Here is a 22,229-nt window from a genome sequence, read left to right as displayed (position 1 = left end):
ACAATATCTCCATGGGAATGCTCATCTACGGGTCAGGCGACGAGTACGAGATCGAAGACCGCGCGCTCGCGCACCTGAAGGCCGTCATCGGGGCGAAGCTGCGCCGCCAGGAGAGCTTCTTCCTCAGCTGGGCGAACGATCCCGAGCACGGTTCCGGACGACGCTCGCTGTGGTTGTCCCCGAGCATCCCGCTGCAGTTCCGCTTCTTCGGGAGCCGTCCGCCGGAACTCAACCGTGCGTGGCTCGAGGTCCTCTCGGATTCATCGCACACCCCCCGAGGGCTGCAGCTCATCCCGGAGTCCGAGGTCGAGGGGTACCTCGCGGGGAACGGAGCGCCGCGCGACGCGGGCACCGAGTCCCACGACCAGGATCACGGCTAGGACGGGTCGTCCGTCCCCACGAGCAGGACGCGCAGCGCCGTCTCCGGTGAGCCGCGACCGTCCGGTGGGATCGTCTCGCCGTGCGTGTAGCGATCGACGACCCGCGGGTCGACGTAGCTGGACTTCGCGATCGCCGGGGTGTTGCCGAGGACCGCTGCGGCGTCACGCATGGCCTGTGCGAGCGCCTTCGAGCGTGCCGTCTTGGTCTGCACGGGTCCGGTCTTCGCCAGGCTCTCCGCAGCCGCGACGGTGCCGTGCAAGGTCCGGAAGTCCTTCGCGGTGAATTCACCGTTCGTCTGTGCCCGGACGTAGTCGTTGATCTGGCTCGCCTGGAGGTGCCGCCACCGGTTCCCGTCCTTCCAGGCCAGGAGGCGGGCGTGCGGTCCGCGGCGCTTCAAGGAGCGGATGAGTGAGGCCAGGTCGGCGTCGACGATGTCGGACTCCCAGGGCTGTCCGCTCTTCGCCGGGAACTTCAGTGCGACGGTGTCGCCGCTCACGCGAGCGTGCGCGCCCTCGAGGGTCGACAGGCCGTGACTCCCGTTCGCCTCCGCGTACTGCTCTCCGCCCACGCGGAGGGAGCCCGTGTCGAGCATGCGGAAGGCGCCGGCCGACACCCGTGCGAGCGGGTACCCCTCGAGCCGAAGGTCCCGGGTGACCCGACCTCGCGCGGCCGGGAGAGCCTCGGCGAGGGCCAGGGCGCGGTCGAACTTGCTCCGGTCCTGACGCTCGCGCCACGACGGGTGGTAGAGGTACTGCCGCCGACCGGCCGCGTCGATACCGGTCGCCTGGATGTGCCCGTTGGCGTAGGGGGTGATCCAGACGTCGTTCCAGGCTGGAGGGACCACCAGACCGTCGATCCGGGCTCGGATCTCCTGATCGTCGAGGAGCGAACCGTCCGGCAACCGGTAGCTGAAGCCGCGCCCGGATCGAACCCGTCGGATGCCCTGGCCGTTCACGTCGCTGCGCCTCAGTCGTACCATCCGCCCAGCGTACGACGCGCTCGGATCCCGCTCGGCGGGCTTGCGCCGCGCCGTGCGCCCGTGTCAGCCGACGGGCGGCAGCTCGGCGAGGAAGGCGTCGTGCAAGCGCCCGTTCGTCGCGAGGGAGCTCCGTGTGGAGATGGTCTCGATGCCGTCGATGTCCGTGAAGCGACCGCCGGCCTCGAGGACGATCGGCACGTGTGCGCCCAGGTCGTACTCCTGCACGCCGAATTCGGCCACGGCGTCGATCGAGCCTTCGGCGAGCAGCATGTAGGGCCACATGTCACCGATGGCCCGATCGCGCCACAGGGAGCCGCACAGGGCCAGCAGCTGCGGGATCCGCCCGACCGAGGCCCACTGCGCGATGCTCTGGAAACTGAAGGACGCGTCGGCGAGGTCGGAGACCCCCGAGACGGACAGTCGGCGAGGGGTGGTCTCGCCGAACCGGACGCCCCACGCGCCGTGTCCGATGGCGCCCCACCAGCGGGCGTGCATGGCGGGTGCGCTGACGACGCCAACGACCGGGACGCCGTCGACGGCGAGGGAGATGAGCGTCGCCCAGTTCGAGACGCCGCGGAGGAAGTTCGCCGTCCCGTCGATCGGGTCGATGATCCACTGTCGATCCGTCGGGCCCTGCGCGCCGTACTCCTCGCCGAACACGCCGTCGTCCGGGCGCTCGGTCTCGAGGATGCCGCGGATGGCGCGTTCGACGGCGAGGTCGGCGTCGGTGACGTGCGAGCGGTCCGGCTTGGTGGAGACGTCGAGGTCGCGTGCCTCGAAACGGCCCATGGCAATGCGGTCGGCCGTGTCGGCGAGCCGGAGCGCGAGATCGAGGTCGGCGGGGGAGACGGTCACGGGTTCGGTCACCCCTCCAGGATAGGGTCGCGCGGGCCTGATCGGACGACGCCCGAAAGGCAGGAGACGTGCCTCCGCGACACGCCGACGGGCTCGATTTCGCACCCGGGCCAGTTGGGTGCTAGTGTCATATCTCGGTTCGGAACACTCCGAAACCACGCACCTCTAGCTCAATTGGCAGAGCAACTGACTCTTAATCAGTGGGTTCCCGGTTCAAGTCCGGGGGGGTGCACCACACCAGCAACGGCCTCGTCTTCGGACGGGGCCGTTCTGCATTGCGGTTCGGCTCGTGTTCGAGCATTCGGCTCGACGAAGCGCTCCGGTAGCGTTTCGCGACAGCTCCCGTCCGATTCGCGTCATCGGGCCGGAGCGGGGCTCAGGCATGAGACCCTGGAGGGGTCGGCAGCATGGCGGGATCGGGTCCTGCCGTTGCCGACGGAAGCCTCCGCGTGGTCACCCCACCGTGCGGAGCAGAGCGACGGTCGGGCATTCGTGCCCACCAGCGCCGTGACGCCTCATCGATTCGGGTTCGATGAGGCGTCATGCCCGCTCAGGGGTCCGGTACGACGAAACGGCCGCCCACCGGAGTGGACGGCCGTTGTCGACGTGCTTCGTTGCTCAGGCGACCGAGCTGCGGCGCGCCGGCACCGGGTTGACGAGGCTCGCGTCGATGAACTCGGGCTCGGCCCAGACGGTGATGGGGTAGTGCTGCGGCTCGAGGAGGGTCCGCTCGACGAGCGTCGGCTCGGTGTCGTCAGCCGCGGCCTCGGGGTGGTCGTCACCAGCCTGCGCCTCGGACGGGGCGTCGACCGTCTCGGTGATGGCGGCGGGTTCCTCGGCGACGGCCGGCTCGACGATCTCGAGGGACTCGACCTCGTCGGCGGCGTCGACCGCGGATTCCTCCTGACCGCGTGACCAGAGGCGCCATCCACGCGCCGGAACGGCCTCGGCATGGACCGTCACCGCTGCCTGCTCGAGGTCGATGTCCGTCGCGATCTCGTGGGCGAGCTGCTGGGCGTAGACCTCGTGGAAGATCTCGTCGCCGGAGCTCGGGGTACGGCGCGACAGCACCCAGGCGCCGTTGGCACCGAGTTCGCTCGCCAGTCGTGCGTGGACGAGGTCGAACAGCTGCTTCTCGGACAGCTTCGATGCGGAGACTGGTGCTGCGTGGCGTCGGCGACCGAACATGGCGGGCCCTTCATCGAAAGCGGATCATCCGTGAGGCTGGACTGCCCTCATTGTCGATCACGAGGCGCGGAACGACGCGGAGACACGCGGGCGAGCGCCCCAATTCTCGGGTTTGCCGCGCGGTCGTGGTAACGCGTCCGGCGCGACCTCAGCGGCCGATCTCAGCCTGCTTGCTGTCCTCGAGCACCGAGCTGATCGCGAGGGCGAGCGAGATGCCCCAGCTCACCCAGAGGAGGGCGAGCTTCCAGTCCCGCGGTCCCTGGCGGGTCGCCTGGAGGGCGGAGATGCCGCCGAAGACCGTGGAGATCATGCTGCCGTTGAAGAGGAATTTGCGCATGTCTTCACGCTAGCCGGTAGGGGAGGCCCCCCGCATCCGGGCTTTCCTTCGGGTTCTCGCCTGTGCTAGCGAACGCACGCCTCGCGAAGGCCAGTGAGGCCCGCAGCTGGGCGAGGCGGAGCGTGTCGCCGCCGGTCGCGGGCAGGTGCACCTCCGCCACGATGCTCCCCGACCAGTCCGCCGCGCGCAGCAGCTCGAGGACCTCGGCGACCGGCTGCTCACCGGCGCCCGGGAGGAGGTGTTCGTCGAGGAAGGCACCCCGCGGCGACGGCGCGGTCCCGTCGCACAGGTGCACGTGTCGGAGGCGGTCGCCGTAGCGGGTCGCGATCTCGAGCGAGTCCTCACCCGCGAGGGCCGCGTGGGAGAAGTCGAGCGTCAGGGCGGCGCAGGCGAGTGGGGCCGGGTCGTAGCCGAAGGCGAACGGCTGCACCCGGAGCCCGCGGCTCTGGAAGCACGCCATGTTCTCGACGGCCAGCTCGAGTCCGTGTGTCTCGGTCAACTCCGCGACGAGGTCGACGAAGGCGTGCGCGTAGCGCCGCTGCCAGCGGAACGGCGGGTGCACGACCACGGTCGACGCGCCAACGGCGGCGGCGAGCTCCGCCGAGCGCCGGAGCTTCTCCCGATGGTCGCGGCCCCAGACGAACGCGGTCCGGGTCAGGACCGGCGCGTGGATGGAGAGGATGTCCAGGCCGGTCTCGGCGGCGAGGGCGCGGAGTGCGTCGGCGTCCTGCGTCACGCGGTCCTGGGTGACCATGACCTCGACGCCGTCGTAGCCGGCTTCGGCGGCCAACTCGAACGCGCGCCGGGTTCCCAGCGGGTAGACGCAGGAGGTGCTCATGCCATGGCGGATCATCAGCGCAAGCATATGCTCGCCGTCTGAACACGCGGTTTCGCCATGCGGAACGCTGCTAGCCTGAACAGCGAACCCGAGTACCCCGGGAGGGCCATCATCACCAGATATTCCGCGCCTGACGGCGGATCAGCGTCGACCTTCGACTTCATCGTGGTATCCAACCGGCTGCCGGTCGACCGCGTCGTCGACGCAGACGGTGCCGAGAGCTGGCGGACCTCACCCGGTGGACTCGTGACCGCCCTCGAACCCGTCATGCGCGGTGCCGACGGCGCATGGATCGGATGGGCCGGCTCGGCCGACCTCGAGATCGAACCGTTCGACAACGACGAGATGTGGATCATCCCGGTCCCGCTGTCCGAGGACGAGATCGCCCGCTACTACGAGGGCTTCTCGAACGACACCATCTGGCCGCTCTACCACGACGTCATCGCTCCGCCGAGCTACCACCGCGAGTGGTGGGACTCCTACGTCGCCGTGAACCGACGGTTCGCGGAGGCCGCCGCGTCGGCCGCGTCCGACGGTGCGACGGTCTGGGTGCAGGACTACCAGCTGCAGCTCGTGCCGAAGATCCTGCGTGAGCTGCGACCCGATCTCACGATCGGCTTCTTCAACCACATCCCGTTCCCGGCCTACGGCATCTACTCGCAGCTCCCGTGGCGACGCCAGATCATCGAGGGACTGCTCGGCGCCGACGTCATCGGCTTCCAGCGCGTCGCGGACGCGGGCAACTTCTCCCGGGCGGTCCGCCGCCTGTTCGGGTACGAGACGAAGGGGGCCGCGATCCAGGTCCCGCTCGACGCGGCACTCGTGTCGGTCACGACGGACGCCGCACCGGCCGCCTCGAAGCGCGGCGCCCCGTACCGCACGGTGATCGCCCGACACTTCCCGATCTCGATCGACAGCAAGGGGTACAAGGCCCTCGCGCAGCGCTCCGACATCATCGCCCGTGCCAAGCAGATCCGCGAGGAGCTCGGCAACCCGGAGACGATCATGCTCGGCGTCGACCGTCTCGACTACACGAAGGGCATCGGGCACCGACTCAAGGCCTTCGGCGAACTCCTCGCACAGGGGAAGCTCGCGGTCGAGGACGTCACGCTCGTCCAGGTCGCGAGCCCCAGCCGCGAACGCGTCGAGACGTACCGCCAGCTCCGCGACGACATCGAACAGACGGTCGGCCGGATCAACGGCGACTTCGGCACCATCGGCCACACCGCGATCCAGTATCTGCACCACGGGTACCCCCGTGAGGAGATGGCCGCGCTCTACCTCGCCGCCGACGTCATGCTCGTCACGGCCCTGCGCGACGGCATGAACCTGGTCGCGAAGGAGTACGTCGCCGCTCGCTACGACAACGACGGCGTCCTCGTCCTGAGCGAGTTCGCCGGCGCGTCCGACGAACTGAAGCAGGCCCTCAAGATCAACCCGCACGACATCGAGGGGATGAAGTCGGCGATCCTCCAGGCCGTGCACATGACGAAGGCCGAGCGTGGTCGTCGCATGCGGGCGCTGCGCAAGCGCGTCATGGAGTACGACGTCGCGCGGTGGTCGGCGTCCTTCCTCGACGAGTTGCAGCGCGTGCGCGACCAGTCACCGACCATCGAGCAGGGGAGCACCACCCAGTCATGAGCACCACCGACGAGCCCACCGACACCCTCGGGGGGCTTCCCCTCGGACTGCGTGCGGAACTCCGCCGCCTGGCCGACGTCCCGAAGCTCCTGGTGGCCCTGGACTTCGACGGCACGCTGGCCCCGGAGGTCGACGACCCGGATCAGGCGCGCGCGCTGCCCGCGGCCCGCAAGGCCGTGTTGGCGCTGATGGACCTGCCCGGGACACGCGTCGCACTCGTGTCCGGGCGCGCGATCGACAGTCTCGTGGCCGTGGCCGAGCTACCCGACCACGCTCTGTTCGCCGGCTCGCACGGCGTCGAGATCCGGCTCGACAACCCCGACGACGCCCTCGCCCTCGACGACGAGGAACGCGAACAGCGGGAGACCCTCCAACGGATCCTCCAGGACGTCGCGGAGGGTTACGATAATGTCTGGATCGAGCGGAAGCCGGCAGGGTTCGCCCTGCACACGAGGCTCGCCAGTGAAGAAGACTCCAGGATCGCCCACCTCGAAGCACTCGCCCACACCAAGGACGAGTTCGGCGCCCTGACGGTTCGAGAGGGCAAGAACGTCCTCGAGTTCTCGCTCAGGAGCGCGACCAAGGGCGAAGCCGTCGAACACCTCCGGCGGTACACCAAAGCAGATGCCGTGTTCTACGCGGGCGACGACGTCACGGACGAGGACGCGTTCGGCGCACTCGGCCCCGGCGACCTCGGGGTGAAGAGCGGTGCCGGCGTGACCGCCGCCGACTTCAGGGTCGAAGGACCGTCGGAGATCGCGCGCGTCCTCGGCATGCTCGCGGAATATCGAAGCAACAAGGAAGCCGTAGACTCTTAAAATGCCAGAGATCGACATCAAACCACGCAGTCGTGCCGTCACCGACGGGATCGAGGCGACCACTTCGCGCGGCATGCTCCGCGCCGTCGGCATGGGCGATGAGGACTGGGACAAGCCCCAGATCGGCATCGCGAGCTCGTGGAACGAGATCACGCCCTGCAACCTCTCGCTCGACCGCCTCGCACAGGGGGCCAAGGAGGGCGTGCACTCGGGCGGGGGATACCCGCTGCAGTTCGGCACCATCTCCGTCTCCGACGGCATCTCGATGGGCCACGAGGGCATGCACTTCTCGCTCGTCTCACGCGAGGTCATCGCCGACAGCGTCGAGACCGTGGTCATGGCCGAGCGCCTCGACGGTACGGTCCTGCTCGCCGGCTGCGACAAGTCGCTGCCGGGCATGCTCATGGCGGCCGCACGACTCGACCTCTCCTCGGTCTTCCTCTACGCCGGATCGATCGCGCCGGGTTGGGTCAAGCTCTCCGACGGCACCGAGAAGGAGGTCACGATCATCGACTCCTTCGAAGCGGTCGGGGCCTGCAAAGCCGGCAACATGAGCGAAGAGGACCTCAAGCGCATCGAGTGCGCCATCGCCCCGGGAGAGGGTGCGTGCGGCGGGATGTACACGGCCAACACGATGGCGTCGGTCGCCGAGGCCCTCGGGATGAGCCTCCCGGGTTCGGCTTCGCCGCCCTCGGCCGATCGCCGTCGCGACTACTTCGCGCACCGTTCGGGCGAAGCCGTGGTCAACATGCTCCGACTCGGCATCACCGCGCGTGACATCCTGACGAAGGAGGCGTTCGAGAACGCCATCGCCGTCGCGATGGCCTTCGGCGGATCGACGAACGTGGTCCTGCACCTGCTCGCCATCGCCCGCGAGGCCGAGGTCGACCTCACGCTCGACGACTTCAACCGCATCGGCGACAAGGTGCCGCACATCGGCGACCTGAAGCCGTTCGGCCAGTACGTCATGAACGACGTCGACCGTCACGGCGGCGTCCCCGTCGTCATGAAGGCGCTGCTCGACGCCGGTCTGCTGCACGGCGACTGCCTCACGGTCACCGGCAAGACCGTCGCCGAGAACCTCGCCGACATCAACCCCGACCCGATCGACGGCACGGTCATCCGCACGCTCGACAACCCGATCCACGCGACCGGCGGCATCACGATCCTCAAGGGGTCGTTCGCGCCCGAGGGCGCCGTCGTGAAGACGGCCGGATTCGACGCCGAGGTCTTCGAAGGACCCGCGCGGGTCTTCGAACGTGAGCGCGGTGCCATGGACGCACTCACCGAGGGCAAGATCAACAAGGGCGACGTCGTCATCATCCGCTACGAGGGCCCGAAGGGCGGACCGGGGATGCGCGAGATGCTCGCGATCACGGCAGCCATCAAGGGCGCCGGACTCGGCAAGGATGTACTACTGTTGACGGACGGTCGATTCTCAGGCGGCACAACCGGACTGTGCATCGGCCACATAGCACCCGAAGCGGTGGACGCAGGTCCGATCGCCTTCGTGCGCGATGGTGATCTGATACGGGTCGATATCGCTGGCCGCTCGCTCGACCTACTCGTCGACGAAGCAGAGCTGGAAGCCCGCCGCGACGGCTGGGCGCCTCTTCCCCCGCGCTATACCCGTGGCGTTCTCGCAAAGTACTCTCGTCTCGTGCACTCCGCAGCGGAGGGCGCGATCACGGGATAACCGAGCATCTCGTTCGTGCATCTCATCGCTGAAGGAATCATCATGCCCACGGAATCCCAACCCGTGCCTCATCCCAGAACACCTGCGGCCCCGGCCGCACCGGAGATCCTGACGGGAGCCGAGGCGATCGTCCGGTCGCTCGAGCTCCTCGGGGTCACCGACATCTTCGGTCTGCCCGGCGGCGCGATCCTGCCGACCTACGACCCGCTGATGGACTCGACGAAGCTCCGTCACATCCTGGTCCGCCACGAGCAGGGCGCCGGCCACGCGGCGGAAGGATACGCCGCCGCCGGCGGCGGGATCGGCGTGTGCATCGCGACGTCGGGCCCCGGCGCGACGAACCTCGTCACCGCCATCGCCGACGCCTACATGGACTCGGTGCCGATGGTCGCGATCACCGGTCAGGTGTTCTCGACCCTCATGGGCACTGACGCGTTCCAGGAGGCGGACATCGTCGGCATCACCATGCCGATCACCAAGCACTCCTTCCTCGTCAAGACCCCGGAGGAGGTCCCGGCGGCCATCGCCGCGGCCTACGAGATCGCGGGTACCGGCCGTCCTGGACCGGTGCTGGTCGACATCACGAAGGACGCCCAGCAGGCCGAGGCGCCGTTCATCTGGCCGCCGAAGGTCGACCTGCCCGGCTACCGTCCGGTGACGAAGGCGCACGGCAAGCAGATCCAGGCCGCTGCGCAGCTGCTCGTCAACGCCAAGAAGCCGGTGCTGTACGTCGGAGGCGGCGTGATCCGCTCCAAGGCCTCCGAGGAACTGCTCGCGCTGGCGGAGGCGACCGGGGCTCCGGTGGTGACGACGCTCATGGCTCGCGGGGCGTTCCCCGACTCGCACACGCAGCACCTCGGCATGCCCGGCATGCACGGCACCGTCCCGGCAGTGCTCGCGCTGCAGGAGGCCGACCTGCTCGTGTCGCTCGGTGCCCGGTTCGACGACCGCGTGACCGGCAAGGCCTCGCTCTTCGCGCCGAACGCCAAGGTCGTCCACGTGGACGTCGACCCGGCGGAGATCTCGAAGATCCGCATCGCGGACGTCCCCATCGTGGGCGACGCGAAGGACGTCATCGTCGACCTCCAGTCGGCGTTCGAGTCGGCCGCCCGCGAGGTCACCCCCGACATCGCCGAGTGGTGGTCCTACCTCGACGGCCTCCGCGAGGAGTTCCCGCTGGGCTACGCCGAGCCGACCGACGGTCTGCTCTCGCCACAGCACGTCATCTCACGCATCGGCGAGATCACCGGTCCGGAGGGCGTCTTCGCGTCGGGCGTCGGCCAGCACCAGATGTGGGCGGCGCAGTTCATCAAGTACGAGCGTCCGAACTCCTGGTTGAACTCGGGCGGTGCCGGGACCATGGGCTACTCGGTCCCAGCGGCCATGGGCGCCAAGGTGGCCCAGCCCGATCGCCACGTGTGGGCGATCGACGGCGACGGCTGTTTCCAGATGACCAACCAGGAGCTCGCGACCTGCACGATCAACAACATCCCGATCAAGGTCGCGATCATCAACAACTCCTCACTGGGGATGGTCCGACAGTGGCAGACGCTCTTCTACGACGGTCGGTACTCGAACACCGACCTGAACACCGGGCACGACACCATCCGCGTCCCCGACTTCGTCAAGCTGGCCGAGGCCTACGGTTGCCTCGCGATCCGCGTGACGAAGGAGGAGGAGGTCGACGCCGCCATCAAGCTCGCCCTGGAGACGAACGACCGTCCGGTCGTCATCGACTTCGTGGTGAGTGCGGACGCGATGGTGTGGCCGATGGTGCCGCAGGGTGTCAGCAACAGCTACGTCCAGTACGCCAAGGACCACAGTCCGTCGTTCGATGAGGAGGCCTGAGCATGAGCAGCCACGTCCTGAGCCTCCTCGTCGAGGACAAGCCCGGTCTGTTGACCCGCGTCGCCGGGTTGTTCGCCCGCCGGGGCTTCAACATCGAGAGCCTCGCGGTCGGCCACAGCGAGATCGAGGGTCTGTCCCGGATCACGGTCGTCGTCGACGTCGAGGAGCTTCCGCTCGAGCAGGTGACGAAGCAGCTGAACAAGCTCATCAACGTCATCAAGATCGTCGAGCTGGATCCGGCGCAGTCCGTCCAGCGCGAGCACCTGCTCATCAAGGTCCGCGTCGACAACTCCACCCGTTCCCAGGTGCTGGAAGCCGTCAACCTGTTCCGGGCCCGCGTCGTCGACGTGGCGACCGACGCCCTCGTGATCGAGGTCACGGGCGACTCCGGGAAGACGACCGCGCTCCTCAAGGTGCTCGAGCCCTACGGCATCAAGGAGATCGCCCAATCGGGTCTCCTCGCCATCGGGCGCGGCTCGAAGTCCATCACCGAACGCGTCTTCAAGAACTAGTCGCATCTGCGACGTATTGCGAAACCACAACCAAGGAGAGAACCACCAGTGACTGAGATTTTCTACGACCAGGACGCAGACCTGTCGCTCATCCAGGGCAAGAAAGTTGCCGTTATCGGCTACGGCTCGCAGGGCCACGCACACGCGCTCAACCTCCGCGACTCCGGTGTCGAGGTCGTCGTCGGCCTGAAGGACGGCTCGAAGTCGATCGCCAAGGCCGAGGAGCAGGGCTTCACCGTCAAGAACGTCGCCGACGCCTCCGCATGGGCCGACGTCATCGTCATCCTCGCTCCGGACCAGCACCAGCGCACGATCTTCGCCGAGTCCATCAAGGACCAGCTCGCTCCGGGCAAGGCGCTCGTCTTCGGCCACGGCTTCAACATCCGCTTCGGCTACATCGAGGCTCCCGAGGGCGTCGACATCTTCATGGTCGCCCCGAAGGGACCGGGCCACACCGTCCGTCGCGAGTACGAGGCCGGCCGTGGCGTCCCCGTCATCGTCGCCGTCGAGAAGGACGAGACCGGTGGTGCCTGGGCGCTCGCCTGGTCCTACGCCAAGGCGATCGGCGGCCTCCGTGCCGGCGGCATCAAGACCACCTTCACCGAGGAGACCGAGACCGACCTCTTCGGCGAGCAGGCCGTCCTGTGCGGTGGTGTCTCGCAGCTGATCCAGTACGGCTTCGAGACCCTCACCGAGGCTGGGTACCAGCCGCAGATCGCCTACTTCGAGGTGCTCCACGAGCTGAAGCTCATCGTCGACCTCATCTGGGAGGGTGGCATCGCCAAGCAGCGTTGGAGCGTCTCCGACACGGCTGAGTACGGCGACTACGTCTCCGGCCCGCGCGTCATCGACCCGAGCGTCAAGACCAACATGCAGGCGGTCCTCAAGGACATCCAGGACGGCACCTTCGCCAAGCGCTTCATCGACGACCAGGACGCCGGCGCGCCCGAGTTCCTCGAGCTGCGCAAGAAGGGTGAGGACCACCCGATCGAGGCCACCGGTCGCGAGCTGCGCAAGCTCTTCGCGTGGAACGCCTCGAACGACGACGACTACGTCGACGGCAGCGTCGCCCGCTAGTCTCCGCTCGACCAGCCGCTCAGCGGCGCCGAGCCGGAACGCCCGCCCCGATCCGTCGGGGCGGGCGTTCCGTCGTCTGCGGAAGACCTCAGGCTGTCGTCGCTCCGGTCGTGCCGGGCTCGAGGAAGATCTCGATGACCGGGATCGGGGTGTCGGGTTCACCGATCGGCAGGTGCAGGGTCACCGTGTCGGGACCGAGTCCCTTCGGTTGGGTGTGCTGGTTCGGCAGGTCGTGCTCCGGGCGATGCACCTGGAAGGGCACCTCGGAGCCGTCCGACAACAGCTGGGCGTAGCGCACCCGGCCGCCGAGACCGGGCAGGTGCAGGTGCACGAACGGCCAGGCGAAGACGTGCACGTACAGCCGGTCGCCCCGTTGCGTATACCGGACGTCGGTCGGACTGCTGAACTCCGACGGGCCGCATCCTCGGATCGCCCGCTCGTGGAGCGCGAACCAGTCGGCGAGGACGTCGAGTCGTTCGATCGCGCGCGGATCGATCGTCCCGCGCGCGGTCGGTCCGATGTTCAGCAGCATGTTGCCGTTCTTCGAGACCGAATCGACGAGCATCCGCAGGAGCAGCTCCGGCGACTTGTAGTCGAGGTTGTCGCGGTCGTACCCCCAGCTGCCGTTCAGGGTCTGGCAGGCCTCCCACCGGAGGGGGTCGCCGTCGGGACCGACCGGCGTCACCACGGGCTGATACTGCTCCGGGGTGGTGACGTCGCCCGGGAGTTCGAGGCGGTCGTTGATGAGGATCTCCGGCTGCAGCCCGCGGATCATCTCGACGAGTTCCTCGGAGCCCCAGTCGGCGGCGCCCTTGCCCGGCAGGCCTTCGATGCCCTGCGAATAGCTGAAGTCGAAGAAGAGGTAGTCGATCGGGCCGTAACCGGTGAGCAGCTCGCGCACCTGGCCGTGCAGATAGTCGCGATAGCGGGACCAGTCCCGGTCGGCGTTCGCGGCGAGCGCCTCGGCGTCCTCGCGTCGCGGGTGGATGCCGTCGACCGTGAAATCGGGGTGATGCCAGTCGATGAGCGAGTGGTAGAAGCCGATCCGGAGTCCCTCGGCGCGGAACGCCTCCACGAATTCCGCCACGAGGTCACGGCCGGCGGGCGTGTGCGTGGACGTGAAGTCGGTGAGCGCCGAGTCCCACAGGCAGAAGCCGTCGTGGTGCTTCGTCGTGAGGACCGCGTACCGGAAGCCGGCCGCCCTGGCCTGCTTGGCCCAGGCGCGGGGGTCGAACCGGTCGGGGTCGAAGTGTTCGCGGTAGCGCTCGTAGTGTTCGGCCGAGAGGCGCTCCCGCGTCTGCACCCACTCGTGGCGTGCGGGGAGGGCGTAGAGGCCCCAGTGCAGGAACAGTCCGAATCTCGCCTCGTCGAACCAGGCGGTGTCGGGTCTGGGGATGGTGGTCTCGGTCACGGCGGCCCTTCGATCGTCGAGTGGGTTCACGGCGGTGCGGGGGCAGGCTAACACGAAAGGTCGGATGTCTGCTGTCTGGTGGACCGGTGTGGTCGGGCCAGCGGATTTGCTACGTGTCGGTGGTTCGAACGTCGTTGGATTCGGAGAACTGCACCGGTATGCCGGTGTCCAATGATTCCTTCGCCGCCAACGCGACCGTGAGGGCCGCGAGGGCGCCGCGGCCGGTCACCCGGAACGGTTGGACGTCTCGATCCACGCAGCCGAGGAAGGAAGCCATCTGCCGTCGGTAGGGATCGGTCTCGTCGAGGCCGACGAAGCCGTGCGCGGCGGCCGACCCGAGCGCGTCGATCGCGAGCGGCGGTGTGTGGGTCGGGGACGCGCCGATGAATCGGTGGGCGATGAGCCCGGTGCTGCCGAGCACCTCGATGGCCGAGCTGAAGCCGAAGGCCGGCGGGAGCTCCATGGAGGTGAGGACACGCCCGATGCCGCCGTCGGCGTAGTCGACGGTCGTCTCGATCGGGCGACCGGCGCCGGTGCGGCGTGCTGACACGGATCGCGGTTGGCCGAGGAGCTGGTTCAACTGGTCGAAGTCGTGGATCGCGAAGTCGACGAGGGGGCCGCCGGAGCGTCGCTCGTCCTGCCACCACGGTGACGGGGCGGCAGGGGAGCTCAGCCGTTCGGCCGTGACGGCGAGGGGTGTGCCGACGGCGCCGACGCGCACCGCGTCGTCGATCGCCTCGTACCCGCCGAAGAATCTGACGACGTGCGCGACCATGAATATCCGGTCGGACGCGTCGGCGGTGCGCAGGATCGCGTGGGCGTCGGCGAGCGTCAGAGCGATCGGTTTCTCCAGCAGGACGTGTTTGCCGGCACGGAGCGCGCTGACGGTGAGGTCCCGATGGGTGTCGGTCGGCGTGCAGATGACGACGATGCCCACGGAGGCATCGAGGAACACCTCGTCGACCGACGTGGTGAGTCGTGCTGCCGGTGCCTGCGGCATGGCTCTCGGCGACCGGGCCGAGCACAGGTAGGCGATCCGGTCCGCTGCACCGAGTCCGGCGAGCGCGCGGACGTGCGCCAGTCCCATGGCGCCGGTGCCGATGACGGCGATCCGGTCCGCCGTCACCGCGTCGCCCCAGCAGCCAGGTCCTCGCGCAGGCGGCTGAGGGTCGCGTCGTCGACGTCCCCGCCCAGCATCCTGATGCCCAGGGCGGCGGCTCCGACGAGGCCGTCGGCGACCGGGACGAGTCGGGCCCCGGCGGCAGCCGATGACAGGCGCTCCGCGGCGCAGGGGACGGACGGGAGGAGTCCGTCGACGAGCACGCTGCCGCCGACGACGAGCGTGCGCTCTCGGTGGTCCTGATCCGGAGCCAGCACCCGTTCGACGAGGACGGCCAAACGGTCCACGGCAGCGTCGAGGATGGACCGCGCGACCTCGTCATCCGCGGCTTGGAAGGCGAGCGGCGCCAGGCGGGCGATGGCGATGGGGGGACCGTCGTTCACCGAGCGGATGAGTGTGTCGAGTATCGGGGACCGGCGGTGGTCGGCGCCACCGGATGAGGACGGGTCCGGAGTGGACCCGATCGCCTGGGAGAGCAGCGGGGTGAGCGCCGTGCGGGGTCCGATGCCGTCGAGATCGGCGGCGACCGCGCGGATCACGCGTCGAGCGATCCAGAATCCGGAGCCGCCATCACCGAGGAGCCAGCCCGCGCCGCCCACCTCTCGGACGACGAGACGGTCCCTGATCCGTCCTGCAACGCTCCCAGTCCCCGCGACGAGCACGACGCCGTCGGGCGCCGCCGAGCCGGAGCCGTACATGCCGAGCAGATCCGGCTCGATGACGACCGGTCCGAGTCCGAGCGGTGCGAGGTGCGCGTCCAGGGCGCGGCGGTAGGCGTCGGACACCTGCCCCGCCTGCGTGATCACCACGGGCGACCCGGACGGGAGAGGCGACACGGACGTCGTCGTCCTGGCCAGGTCGAGCGCGGCACGAGCTGCGAGCGCGATCTGCGTGGCAGCGCTGTCCACGCCGGACGAGGTCGGGTTCCCGCCGCCCGCCCGACCGGAACCGAGGCGACGTCCGGAGGCGTCGACGAGCACCGCCCGGGACGAGGTGCCGCCGGCGTCGACCGCCAGAGTTGTTTTCATGGTCGTCATCATCTCGAAACATGTTGCCGTGGGCCACAACGTACTGTAAGAATCAGTTTCGCGTCACTCCAACGAAGGAGAAAAGGAATTTCCATGACTGTTTCCATCCGCACCGACCCACCGGTCGAGCACGCCACCGGCGTGACCAACCGGATTCGGTCGCGGATGCCGGAGATGTCCGGGGTCATGCTGCGTATCGCGGACTATCTGTTGGAGAACCCCGACGCCCCCCTGACCCTCACGATCGGTGAACTCGCCGCCGATTCGGGCGTCTCAGCGGCGACCATCACCCGCTTCTGCCGGATCATCGGATACACCGGCTACGCGCCGTTCCGGGTCGACCTCGCCAAGGACTTCGGTCGCAGCACCGCTCGCGACTCCTGGCAGACCGACATCGGCCGGGCGTTCGGCCCCGACGACTCGGCGCCGGACGTCCTGAGCACGCTGCTCAACGCGCACACGCGGACGCTGCGGGAGACCGCCGACGTGATCGACCTCGAGGTCATGCTCGAGATCGCCGCAGCCATCGCGCGCAGCCGGAACGTCGACATCTACGGTGTGGGCGGCAGTGCGATGCTCGCCGACGAGATGCAGGCCAGGCTGTACCGGATCGGCATCAGCACGCACGCCTGGTCGGAGGTCCACGCGGGCCTCACGAGCGCTGCGATCCAGGGCCCCGACTCGGTCGCCCTGGGGATCAGCAACACCGGGCGCACCGAGGAGACCATCCAGATGCTCCGCCAGGCGGGTCGCGCGGGCGCGCTCACGGTGGCGATCAGCAACAACCCGGACTCCCCGCTCGTCGCCGCGTCGACCCTGGCCATCATCACCTCGGCCCACGAACGGTTCCTGCAGCCCGACGACCTCTCCGCCAAGCACGGTCAGCTGTTCGTCCTGGATCTGTTGTACCTGTTCGTCGCGCAGCAGAACTTCGAGCGCACGACCAAGCGCCTCGCGGCCTCCGCCCTCGCGGTCGCCCCGCACCGCCGACCGACCAAGGCCGGCGCCCTGTCCGAGACCGCCTCGCCCGTGGGCGTCTGAGAGGAACCGAATGAGCACCACATCCACCACGAGCTGGACCGATCACGTCGATCGCTACACCGACGAGGTGACCTCGCGCCTCGCGGACATCACCCGGGCGGCACGGTCCGGCGAACTCGACCCCGCGATCGACCTGCTGGTCGCGGCCCTCGAGCGCGGAGCGGTCATCCAGGCGTTCGGCACCGGCCACTCGGAGGCGTTCGCGATGGAGATCGCCGGACGCGCCGGGGGACTGATCCCGACGAACAAGATCGCGCTGCGGGACGTCGTCCTCCGCGGCGCACGGTCCGTCGACGACCTCGGTGGTGCCGCGCTGGAGCGCAGCGGCGATGTCGCAGCGGAGCTCTTCGCGATCTCTCCGGTGGGGGAGGGTGACGTGTTCATCATCGCGTCGAACTCCGGCGTCAACGGGTCGATCGTGGGACTCGCCCTGATCGCCAAGGAACACGGCCACCCCGTCATCGCCGTGACCTCGCTCGAGCACACCTCGCGCGTCGAGCCGAAGCACCCGAGCGGGCTGCGGCTCTCCGAGGTGGCCGACGTGGTGCTCGACAACCGTGCTCCGTTCGGTGACGCGACCATCGAGGTTCAGGACGGCGTCCCGGTCGGCGCGGTGTCCTCGATCACGGCGGCCTACCTCGCGCAGCTCCTCACCATCGGCGTCGCGGCGAGGATCGCGGACACCGGTGAGACCCCACCGCTCTACATCTCGGCCAACATCCCGGGCGGCGACGAGCACAACAGCGTGCTCGAGGACCGCTACCGAGGCCGGATCAGACGTGACGCCTGAACCCGAGGCGTCGCTGCACCCGCACCACACACCCGACAACACCACCCCGACAGCACCACACCCGGGCAACACTCGAATCACTGGAAGGTAGACCGATGGACAAGCAGCCAGCAACGCTCCAACGCCGCGATTTCCTGCGAGGAGCACTCGCGACCGCGATCCTCCTCCCGCTGGGCGGGACGCTCGCGTCCTGTGTCGGCGGCGGAGGCGGGGCGACCACCACCGGCGGACCGGTCTCGGCCGACAACCCGTTCGGGATGGCCGCCAACTCGACCGTCGACGCCGTCATCTTCAAGGGCGGGTACGGCATCGAGTACACCGAGTTCGCCGGGAAGCTCGTCGAGAAGCAGCAGGCGGGCTCGACCGTCAAGGTCACGGCCGCCACGAACATCGCGCAGACCCTCCAGCCGCGATTCGTCGCCGGCAACCCGCCGGACGTCATCGACAACAGCGGTGCCGGCCTCATCGGCATCAACACCATCCGCGAGCAGCTCGCCGACCTGACGGACGTCATCGAGGCGAAGAACTACGAGGGCAAGGTCATCAAGGACACCCTGTACCCGGGTGTCGTCGAGCCGGGCACCTTCGACGGCAAGTTCGTGCAGTTGAACTACGTGCTGACGGTCTACGCGATCTGGTACTCGGCGGCACTCTTCGAGGCCAACGGCTGGACGCCCCCGAAGACCTGGGCCGAGGCGCTCGACCTCGGTGCGAAGGCCAAGGCGCAGGGCAAGTACCTGTTCGGTTGGGGCACCGAGGCGGCCACCTACTACCTCACGATGGCGATCGCCTCGGCGATCAAGGAGGGTGGCGACGAGGTCCGTCTCGCGCTCGAGAACCTCGAAGCCGATTGCTGGTCGAAGCCGGCCGTGCAGGACGTGCTCACCGCGATGAAGCAGATCGTCGACGCCGGTTACATCAAGCCCGGCGGTGCGGGGACGCAGTTCACCGCGGCCCAGGCCCAGTGGAGCAACTCGGAGGACTTCATCCTCTACCCCTCGGGTGGCTGGATCGAGAACGAGATGAAGACCCAGACGAAGGACGGGTTCAAGATGACGGGGGCCCCGGAGCCGACCGTCACCGCGAACTCGGCCCTGCCGTACACGGCGCTCCACAGCACCGCGGGTGAAGGCTTCATCGTCCCGTCGCAGGGCAAGAACGTCGGCGGCGGCAAGGAGTTCCTGCGGGCCATGCTGTCGAACGACGCCGCGGTGAACTTCGCCAAGACGACCTTCTCGTCGACGATCGTCAAGGACACGATCCCCGAGGACGGCTTCGGCTCGACGGCGCTCGTGTCCCAGGTGAAGATGCTGAACGACGCCGGCTCCGATGTGTTCTCGTGGAACTTCATCGACCTGTACGGGCTCAACACGGACCTCCTCGTCCTGTGGAACACGTTCCTGCAGGGTGGTTCCGACGTCGCCACGCTCACCAAGGGCATGCAGGACATCTCCGACAAGGTCCGCAACGACGACTCCGTGGACAAGGTCACCGTCAAATGACGGCTGTCGGCACACCGCTCGGGAAGGTGGGAGGGGCTACCCCTCCCGCCGCCCGGCGGCTGCGCCGCCGGGACTTCACGTTCGACCGGGTCACGTTCTTCCTGGTCTTCCTGATCGTGCCGGTGGTGGGGTACGTCGTCTTCGTGGTGTCGCCGTTCGCGCAAGCGGCGTACTACTCGTTGACGAACTGGTCCGGGTTCTCCCCGGGCATGGACTTCGTCGGGTTCTCGAACTACACGAAGCTCTTCCAGGACCAGACCTTCCTCCAGTCCATGGGCAACAGCGTCGCGCTCGCGATCGTCCTGCCGCTCGTGACCCTCGGGATCGCATTCCTCTTCGCCTCCCTCATCACGATCGGTGGGCCGAGCAACGGTCCGATCCGCGGCCTCCGCAACTCGAGCGTGTACCGCGTGATCACCTTCTTCCCGTACGTCGTGCCGGCCATCGTCATCGGCCTCATCTGGAAGCAGATCTACGACCCGTCGTCCGGGCTGCTGAACGGCTTCCTGACCGGCATCGGGCTCGACCAGTTCACCTCCTTCGCCTGGCTCGGTTCACCGGACACGGCGATGATCGCGACCATGTTCGTCATCGTCTGGGGACTCATCGGGTTCTACACGGTGCTCTTCATCGCGGCGATCAAGGGCGTGCCGGCCGAGGTGTACGAGGCGGCACGGATCGACGGCGCGGGGCGCCTGCGGACCGCGCTCACGATCACGATCCCGTTGATCCGAGACAACATCCAGACGGCGTACATCTACATGGGCATCCTCGCCCTCGACGCGTTCGTGTACATGGCCGCGTTGAATCCCGGCGGCGGCCCGTCCAACACGACGCTCGTGATGTCGCAGCAGCTCTTCACGACGGCGTTCACCAAGGGCCAGTTCGGCTACGCCTGTGCGATGGGAGTCGTGCTCGCGCTCGTCACCCTGATGTTCGCGGGCGTCGTCTTCCTGGTCAGCCGACTCACCGGCGGCAACGATGAAGGGGTGGCGGAATGACCGTCCAGACCACGGCGACGACCGCGAACCCGGCGGTCGTCGGAACCGGCACGCGCACACCGGCCAGCCGCAAGCCGACCACGGGCGACCGCGTCGTCGGGACGGCATCGCACACGGTGCTCATCATCTGGTCGATCGTGGTCGTCGTCCCGCTGCTCTGGACGGTCATGTCGTCGTTCAAGACGAGCTCCGAGATCTTCGCCTCGCCGTTCTCGCTGCCGTCGAAATGGAACTTCGACAACTACGTGAACGCGTGGACGACGGCCGGTATCGGGAGCTTCTTCCTGAACTCGATCGTGGTGGTGTTCGGCGCCCTCATCGTGACCATGCTGTTCGGCTCGATGTGTGCGTACGTGCTGGCGCGGTTCCGCTTCTTCGGGAGCCGGGCCATCTACTACCTGATGCTCGCCGGCCTCACGTTCCCCGTGTTCCTCGCGATCGTGCCGTTGTTCTTCGTGCTGCAGAGCCTCGGGTTGCTCAACTCGCTCCCGGGACTCATCCTCACGTACGCGGCGTTCGCCTTCCCGTTCACGGTGTTCTTCCTGTTCTCGTTCTTCAAGTCGCTGCCGGTCTCCATCGCGGAGGCGGCCGCGATCGACGGAGCAGGGGAGTGGCGGACCTTCTTCCAGGTGATGCTGCCCATGGCGAGGCCGGGGCTCGCGACCGTCGCGATCCTCAACTTCGTGGGGCTCTGGAACCAGTTCCTCCTGCCCGTGGCGCTCAACTCGAACCCGCAGAACTACGTCCTGACGCAGGGGATGGCGTCGTTCGCCGCCCAGGCCGGGTACTCGGTGGACTTCGGCGCACTCTTCGCGGCGTCCGTGATCACCGTCGTCCCCGTGCTCATCGTGTACCTGATCTTCCAGCGCCAGCTGCAGGGTTCGGTGTCGCAGGGCACGGACAAGTAGCGCCGCGGCGTGCGCGTCCTCGGCTCGAGCGGATCACTGGAACAATGGGTTCAATGAGCCTCCAGTCGCCAATCGCCGTCGAGATCGCCGTCCAGGACGTGGAGGGGGTCCGCATCGCCATCCGCGAGGGAGCCCAGCGGGTCGAGTTGTGCCAGGCCCTCGGCACCGGTGGGCTCACCCCCTCCATCGGACTGGTCATGGCGGCGGTCCGTGCTGCGGACGAAGCCGGGCTCAGCGACTTCGTGCACGTGCTCGTGCGTCCGCGAGAGGGTGGTTTCGTCTACTCGCCCGCGGAGATCGACGTCATGTCCGGTGACATCCTCGCGCTCGAGGCCGCAGGTGCTGCGGGCATCGTGGTCGGCGCCCTCCGGTCCGACCGGACGATCGACCTGGAGGCGCTGGCTCAGCTGCGTCAGGCTGCGGGCTCGCTCGCGGTGACGTTCCACCGGGCCGTCGACGCCACGACCGACCCCGTCCGGTCCGCCGACCAGCTGCGCGACGCCGGTGTGGACCGTCTGTTGACCTCCGGCGGCGCGCGCGCGAGCATCGACGGCGCGGAGAAGCTCGCGCAGATGGCCTCGAGGGGTGACAGCTCGATGCAGATCATGGCCGGTGGCGGCGTCACGATCGATGCGATCCCCGCCCTCGCCCGGGCGGGTGTCGACGCGGTGCACCTGTCCGCCCGTCGTCGTGCCGGCCGGGTCACCGAGACCGGCCCCGGCGGAGGGTCGCCGAGCTACGACATCACGGACGCGACGACCGTCGCTCGCGCGGTGGCCGCGGCCAGGCGCGCTGCCGTCGCCGTCTGAGACCCGTCGCCACCGAGGGGATCGTCGATCGGTCCTATCGAGCGATCAGAGCGCCACGATGACGAGGGCGAGGATCAGCACGAGCTGACCGATCAGTCGTGGGACGAACGGTACGGCGAGGCGACCGAACCGCTCGGGCTGGCGTGCGGCCGCGGCGTTCGCCGGGAACACCGCGACGAGGAACACGATCAGGCAGACCACTGCGGCGAGCCTGGTGGGTGGGACGAGCAGCCCGACGCCGCCCGCGATCTCGCACACACCGGTGAAGACGACGAGCATCCGCGGTGTGATGGTGCTGTTCCGGAAGGGTCCCGGGATCATCGCGGCCATGGTCTTCGCCGGTCCCGGGAGGAAGTGGAGGACTCCCATGCCGATGAACATGATCGCGAGGACGACGGTCAGGACGGACTGCAGGAGCGGGAACGGGTTCACGAGGCAATTCTGCTCCG

At 68.3% G+C, this 22,229-nt stretch carries 22 protein-coding genes and 1 tRNA gene; 14 read left to right on the top strand and 9 right to left on the bottom strand.

What is annotated here, in order from left to right; translation table 11 throughout:
* The first annotated feature begins 11 nt into the window (after positions 1–11).
* Complete coding sequence (locus QRN44_RS12275; RefSeq protein WP_121290129.1) at positions 12–380, top strand: DUF7882 family protein; 369 nt, start codon at positions 12–14, stop codon at positions 378–380.
* Here the strand turns inward: QRN44_RS12275 and QRN44_RS12270 are convergent.
* Together QRN44_RS12270 and QRN44_RS12265 are read right to left on the bottom strand one after the other, a co-directional pair.
* Complete coding sequence (locus QRN44_RS12270; RefSeq protein ID WP_121290131.1) at positions 377–1,360, bottom strand: DNA topoisomerase IB; 984 nt, start codon at positions 1,358–1,360, stop codon at positions 377–379. The genes QRN44_RS12275 and QRN44_RS12270 overlap by 4 nt on opposite strands.
* A gap of 63 nt (positions 1,361–1,423) precedes the next feature.
* Positions 1,424–2,227, bottom strand: a complete 804-nt coding sequence (locus QRN44_RS12265) for an inositol monophosphatase family protein (protein ID WP_285039248.1) — start codon at positions 2,225–2,227, stop codon at positions 1,424–1,426.
* Positions 2,228–2,374: 147 nt separating this feature from the next.
* Between QRN44_RS12265 and QRN44_RS12260 the strand changes: the two genes are divergently transcribed.
* Positions 2,375–2,450: transfer RNA gene (locus QRN44_RS12260), tRNA-Lys, on the top strand.
* A 383-nt stretch (positions 2,451–2,833) separates the two neighbouring features.
* Here the strand turns inward: QRN44_RS12260 and QRN44_RS12255 are convergent.
* The 3 genes from QRN44_RS12255 to QRN44_RS12245 all read right to left on the bottom strand — a co-directional run bounded on the left by QRN44_RS12255 (position 2,834) and on the right by QRN44_RS12245 (position 4,593).
* Positions 2,834–3,403: a hypothetical protein gene (locus QRN44_RS12255; RefSeq protein WP_285039247.1), complete on the bottom strand. Its 570-nt coding sequence runs from the start codon at positions 3,401–3,403 to the stop codon at positions 2,834–2,836.
* A gap of 148 nt (positions 3,404–3,551) precedes the next feature.
* Positions 3,552–3,740, bottom strand: a complete 189-nt coding sequence (locus QRN44_RS12250; RefSeq protein WP_071260933.1) for a hypothetical protein — start codon at positions 3,738–3,740, stop codon at positions 3,552–3,554.
* A gap of 4 nt (positions 3,741–3,744) precedes the next feature.
* A complete protein-coding gene (locus tag QRN44_RS12245; RefSeq protein ID WP_285039246.1) occupies positions 3,745–4,593 on the bottom strand; it encodes a sugar phosphate isomerase/epimerase family protein in 849 nt (282 codons plus the stop codon).
* Between the two features lie 42 nt (positions 4,594–4,635).
* Here QRN44_RS12245 and otsA point away from each other — a divergent pair, with 42 nt between their 5' ends.
* The 6 genes from otsA to ilvC are packed head-to-tail and all read left to right on the top strand — an operon-like array spanning position 4,636 to position 12,170.
* Positions 4,636–6,219, top strand: a complete 1,584-nt coding sequence (gene otsA / locus QRN44_RS12240; RefSeq protein ID WP_285039243.1) for an alpha,alpha-trehalose-phosphate synthase (UDP-forming) — start codon at positions 4,636–4,638, stop codon at positions 6,217–6,219.
* Positions 6,216–7,037, top strand: coding sequence for a trehalose-phosphatase (gene otsB / locus QRN44_RS12235; RefSeq protein ID WP_064296245.1), 822 nt, complete (start codon positions 6,216–6,218; stop codon positions 7,035–7,037). Before otsA ends, otsB begins: the two co-directional genes overlap by 4 nt.
* A 1-nt stretch (position 7,038) precedes the next feature.
* The gene (gene ilvD / locus QRN44_RS12230; protein ID WP_064296246.1) at positions 7,039–8,733 is read left to right on the top strand and encodes a dihydroxy-acid dehydratase; all 1,695 of its coding nucleotides are present in this window, start codon (positions 7,039–7,041) and stop codon (positions 8,731–8,733) included.
* A 42-nt stretch (positions 8,734–8,775) separates the two neighbouring features.
* The gene (locus tag QRN44_RS12225) at positions 8,776–10,581 is read left to right on the top strand and encodes an acetolactate synthase large subunit (RefSeq protein WP_121290139.1); all 1,806 of its coding nucleotides are present in this window, start codon (positions 8,776–8,778) and stop codon (positions 10,579–10,581) included.
* A 2-nt stretch (positions 10,582–10,583) separates the two neighbouring features.
* Positions 10,584–11,093, top strand: coding sequence for an acetolactate synthase small subunit (gene ilvN, locus QRN44_RS12220; RefSeq protein ID WP_064296248.1), 510 nt, complete (start codon positions 10,584–10,586; stop codon positions 11,091–11,093).
* Between the two features lie 48 nt (positions 11,094–11,141).
* Entirely contained in the window at positions 11,142–12,170 is a 1,029-nt protein-coding gene (ilvC, locus tag QRN44_RS12215) for a ketol-acid reductoisomerase (protein ID WP_064296249.1), read from the top strand.
* Between the two features lie 88 nt (positions 12,171–12,258).
* Here ilvC and QRN44_RS12210 read toward each other — a convergent pair whose 3' ends face one another.
* The 3 genes from QRN44_RS12210 to QRN44_RS12200 form a co-directional block, all read right to left on the bottom strand.
* Positions 12,259–13,581 (bottom strand): alpha-L-fucosidase, encoded by a 1,323-nt coding sequence (locus QRN44_RS12210; protein ID WP_285039239.1) that lies wholly within the window; start codon positions 13,579–13,581, stop codon positions 12,259–12,261.
* Between the two features lie 109 nt (positions 13,582–13,690).
* The gene (locus QRN44_RS12205) at positions 13,691–14,707 is read right to left on the bottom strand and encodes a Gfo/Idh/MocA family protein (protein ID WP_285039237.1); all 1,017 of its coding nucleotides are present in this window, start codon (positions 14,705–14,707) and stop codon (positions 13,691–13,693) included.
* Positions 14,704–15,729 (bottom strand): N-acetylglucosamine kinase, encoded by a 1,026-nt coding sequence (locus tag QRN44_RS12200; RefSeq protein WP_285039235.1) that lies wholly within the window; start codon positions 15,727–15,729, stop codon positions 14,704–14,706. Before QRN44_RS12200 ends, QRN44_RS12205 begins: the two co-directional genes overlap by 4 nt.
* A 93-nt stretch (positions 15,730–15,822) precedes the next feature.
* On the opposite strand from QRN44_RS12200, the gene QRN44_RS12195 reads away from it, so the two are divergent.
* The 6 genes from QRN44_RS12195 to QRN44_RS12170 all read left to right on the top strand — a co-directional run bounded on the left by QRN44_RS12195 (position 15,823) and on the right by QRN44_RS12170 (position 21,780).
* Positions 15,823–16,770: a MurR/RpiR family transcriptional regulator gene (locus QRN44_RS12195; RefSeq protein WP_079002196.1), complete on the top strand. Its 948-nt coding sequence runs from the start codon at positions 15,823–15,825 to the stop codon at positions 16,768–16,770.
* A gap of 10 nt (positions 16,771–16,780) precedes the next feature.
* Positions 16,781–17,560 (top strand): sugar isomerase domain-containing protein, encoded by a 780-nt coding sequence (locus QRN44_RS12190; RefSeq protein WP_121290145.1) that lies wholly within the window; start codon positions 16,781–16,783, stop codon positions 17,558–17,560.
* Positions 17,561–17,655: 95 nt separating this feature from the next.
* Positions 17,656–19,062, top strand: a complete 1,407-nt coding sequence (gene ngcE / locus QRN44_RS12185; protein ID WP_064296252.1) for an N-acetylglucosamine/diacetylchitobiose ABC transporter substrate-binding protein — start codon at positions 17,656–17,658, stop codon at positions 19,060–19,062.
* Positions 19,059–20,063, top strand: coding sequence for a carbohydrate ABC transporter permease (locus QRN44_RS12180; RefSeq protein WP_079002198.1), 1,005 nt, complete (start codon positions 19,059–19,061; stop codon positions 20,061–20,063). The genes ngcE and QRN44_RS12180 overlap by 4 nt, the downstream gene beginning before the upstream one ends.
* Entirely contained in the window at positions 20,060–20,971 is a 912-nt protein-coding gene (locus QRN44_RS12175; RefSeq protein ID WP_079705611.1) for a carbohydrate ABC transporter permease, read from the top strand. Before QRN44_RS12180 ends, QRN44_RS12175 begins: the two co-directional genes overlap by 4 nt.
* Before the next feature lie 53 nt (positions 20,972–21,024).
* Complete coding sequence (locus tag QRN44_RS12170) at positions 21,025–21,780, top strand: copper homeostasis protein CutC (RefSeq protein WP_064296255.1); 756 nt, start codon at positions 21,025–21,027, stop codon at positions 21,778–21,780.
* A 45-nt stretch (positions 21,781–21,825) separates the two neighbouring features.
* Here QRN44_RS12170 and QRN44_RS12165 read toward each other — a convergent pair whose 3' ends face one another.
* Complete coding sequence (locus QRN44_RS12165; protein ID WP_285039234.1) at positions 21,826–22,212, bottom strand: DoxX family protein; 387 nt, start codon at positions 22,210–22,212, stop codon at positions 21,826–21,828.
* Positions 22,213–22,229: the final 17 nt, after the last annotated feature.

The sequence above is a fragment of the Plantibacter sp. lyk4-40-MEA-4 genome, assembly GCF_030209415.1.
GTDB classification, from domain to species: Bacteria; Actinomycetota; Actinomycetes; order Actinomycetales; family Microbacteriaceae; genus Plantibacter; species Plantibacter flavus_A.
The sequence above is the reverse complement of the archived record's forward strand: the minus strand, read 5'-3'. Positions and strand labels throughout refer to the sequence as shown.

What these genes read in the sequence shown, in the direction of transcription:
- QRN44_RS12275 (WP_121290129.1), top strand. Translation starts at nt 12, where the DNA reads ATGGGAATGCTCATCTACGGGTCAGGCGACGAGTACGAGATCGAAGAC.
- QRN44_RS12270 (WP_121290131.1), bottom strand. Translation starts at nt 1,360, where the DNA reads ATGGTACGACTGAGGCGCAGCGACGTGAACGGCCAGGGCATCCGACGG.
- QRN44_RS12255 (WP_285039247.1), bottom strand. Translation starts at nt 3,403, where the DNA reads ATGTTCGGTCGCCGACGCCACGCAGCACCAGTCTCCGCATCGAAGCTG.
- QRN44_RS12250 (WP_071260933.1), bottom strand. Translation starts at nt 3,740, where the DNA reads ATGCGCAAATTCCTCTTCAACGGCAGCATGATCTCCACGGTCTTCGGC.
- QRN44_RS12245 (WP_285039246.1), bottom strand. Translation starts at nt 4,593, where the DNA reads ATGATCCGCCATGGCATGAGCACCTCCTGCGTCTACCCGCTGGGAACC.
- otsA (WP_285039243.1), top strand. Translation starts at nt 4,636, where the DNA reads ATGCGGAACGCTGCTAGCCTGAACAGCGAACCCGAGTACCCCGGGAGG.
- otsB (WP_064296245.1), top strand. Translation starts at nt 6,216, where the DNA reads ATGAGCACCACCGACGAGCCCACCGACACCCTCGGGGGGCTTCCCCTC.
- ilvD (WP_064296246.1), top strand. Translation starts at nt 7,039, where the DNA reads ATGCCAGAGATCGACATCAAACCACGCAGTCGTGCCGTCACCGACGGG.
- QRN44_RS12225 (WP_121290139.1), top strand. Translation starts at nt 8,776, where the DNA reads ATGCCCACGGAATCCCAACCCGTGCCTCATCCCAGAACACCTGCGGCC.
- ilvN (WP_064296248.1), top strand. Translation starts at nt 10,584, where the DNA reads ATGAGCAGCCACGTCCTGAGCCTCCTCGTCGAGGACAAGCCCGGTCTG.
- QRN44_RS12200 (WP_285039235.1), bottom strand. Translation starts at nt 15,729, where the DNA reads ATGAAAACAACTCTGGCGGTCGACGCCGGCGGCACCTCGTCCCGGGCG.
- QRN44_RS12195 (WP_079002196.1), top strand. Translation starts at nt 15,823, where the DNA reads ATGACTGTTTCCATCCGCACCGACCCACCGGTCGAGCACGCCACCGGC.
- QRN44_RS12190 (WP_121290145.1), top strand. Translation starts at nt 16,781, where the DNA reads ATGAGCACCACATCCACCACGAGCTGGACCGATCACGTCGATCGCTAC.
- ngcE (WP_064296252.1), top strand. Translation starts at nt 17,656, where the DNA reads ATGGACAAGCAGCCAGCAACGCTCCAACGCCGCGATTTCCTGCGAGGA.
- QRN44_RS12180 (WP_079002198.1), top strand. Translation starts at nt 19,059, where the DNA reads ATGACGGCTGTCGGCACACCGCTCGGGAAGGTGGGAGGGGCTACCCCT.
- QRN44_RS12175 (WP_079705611.1), top strand. Translation starts at nt 20,060, where the DNA reads ATGACCGTCCAGACCACGGCGACGACCGCGAACCCGGCGGTCGTCGGA.
- QRN44_RS12170 (WP_064296255.1), top strand. Translation starts at nt 21,025, where the DNA reads ATGAGCCTCCAGTCGCCAATCGCCGTCGAGATCGCCGTCCAGGACGTG.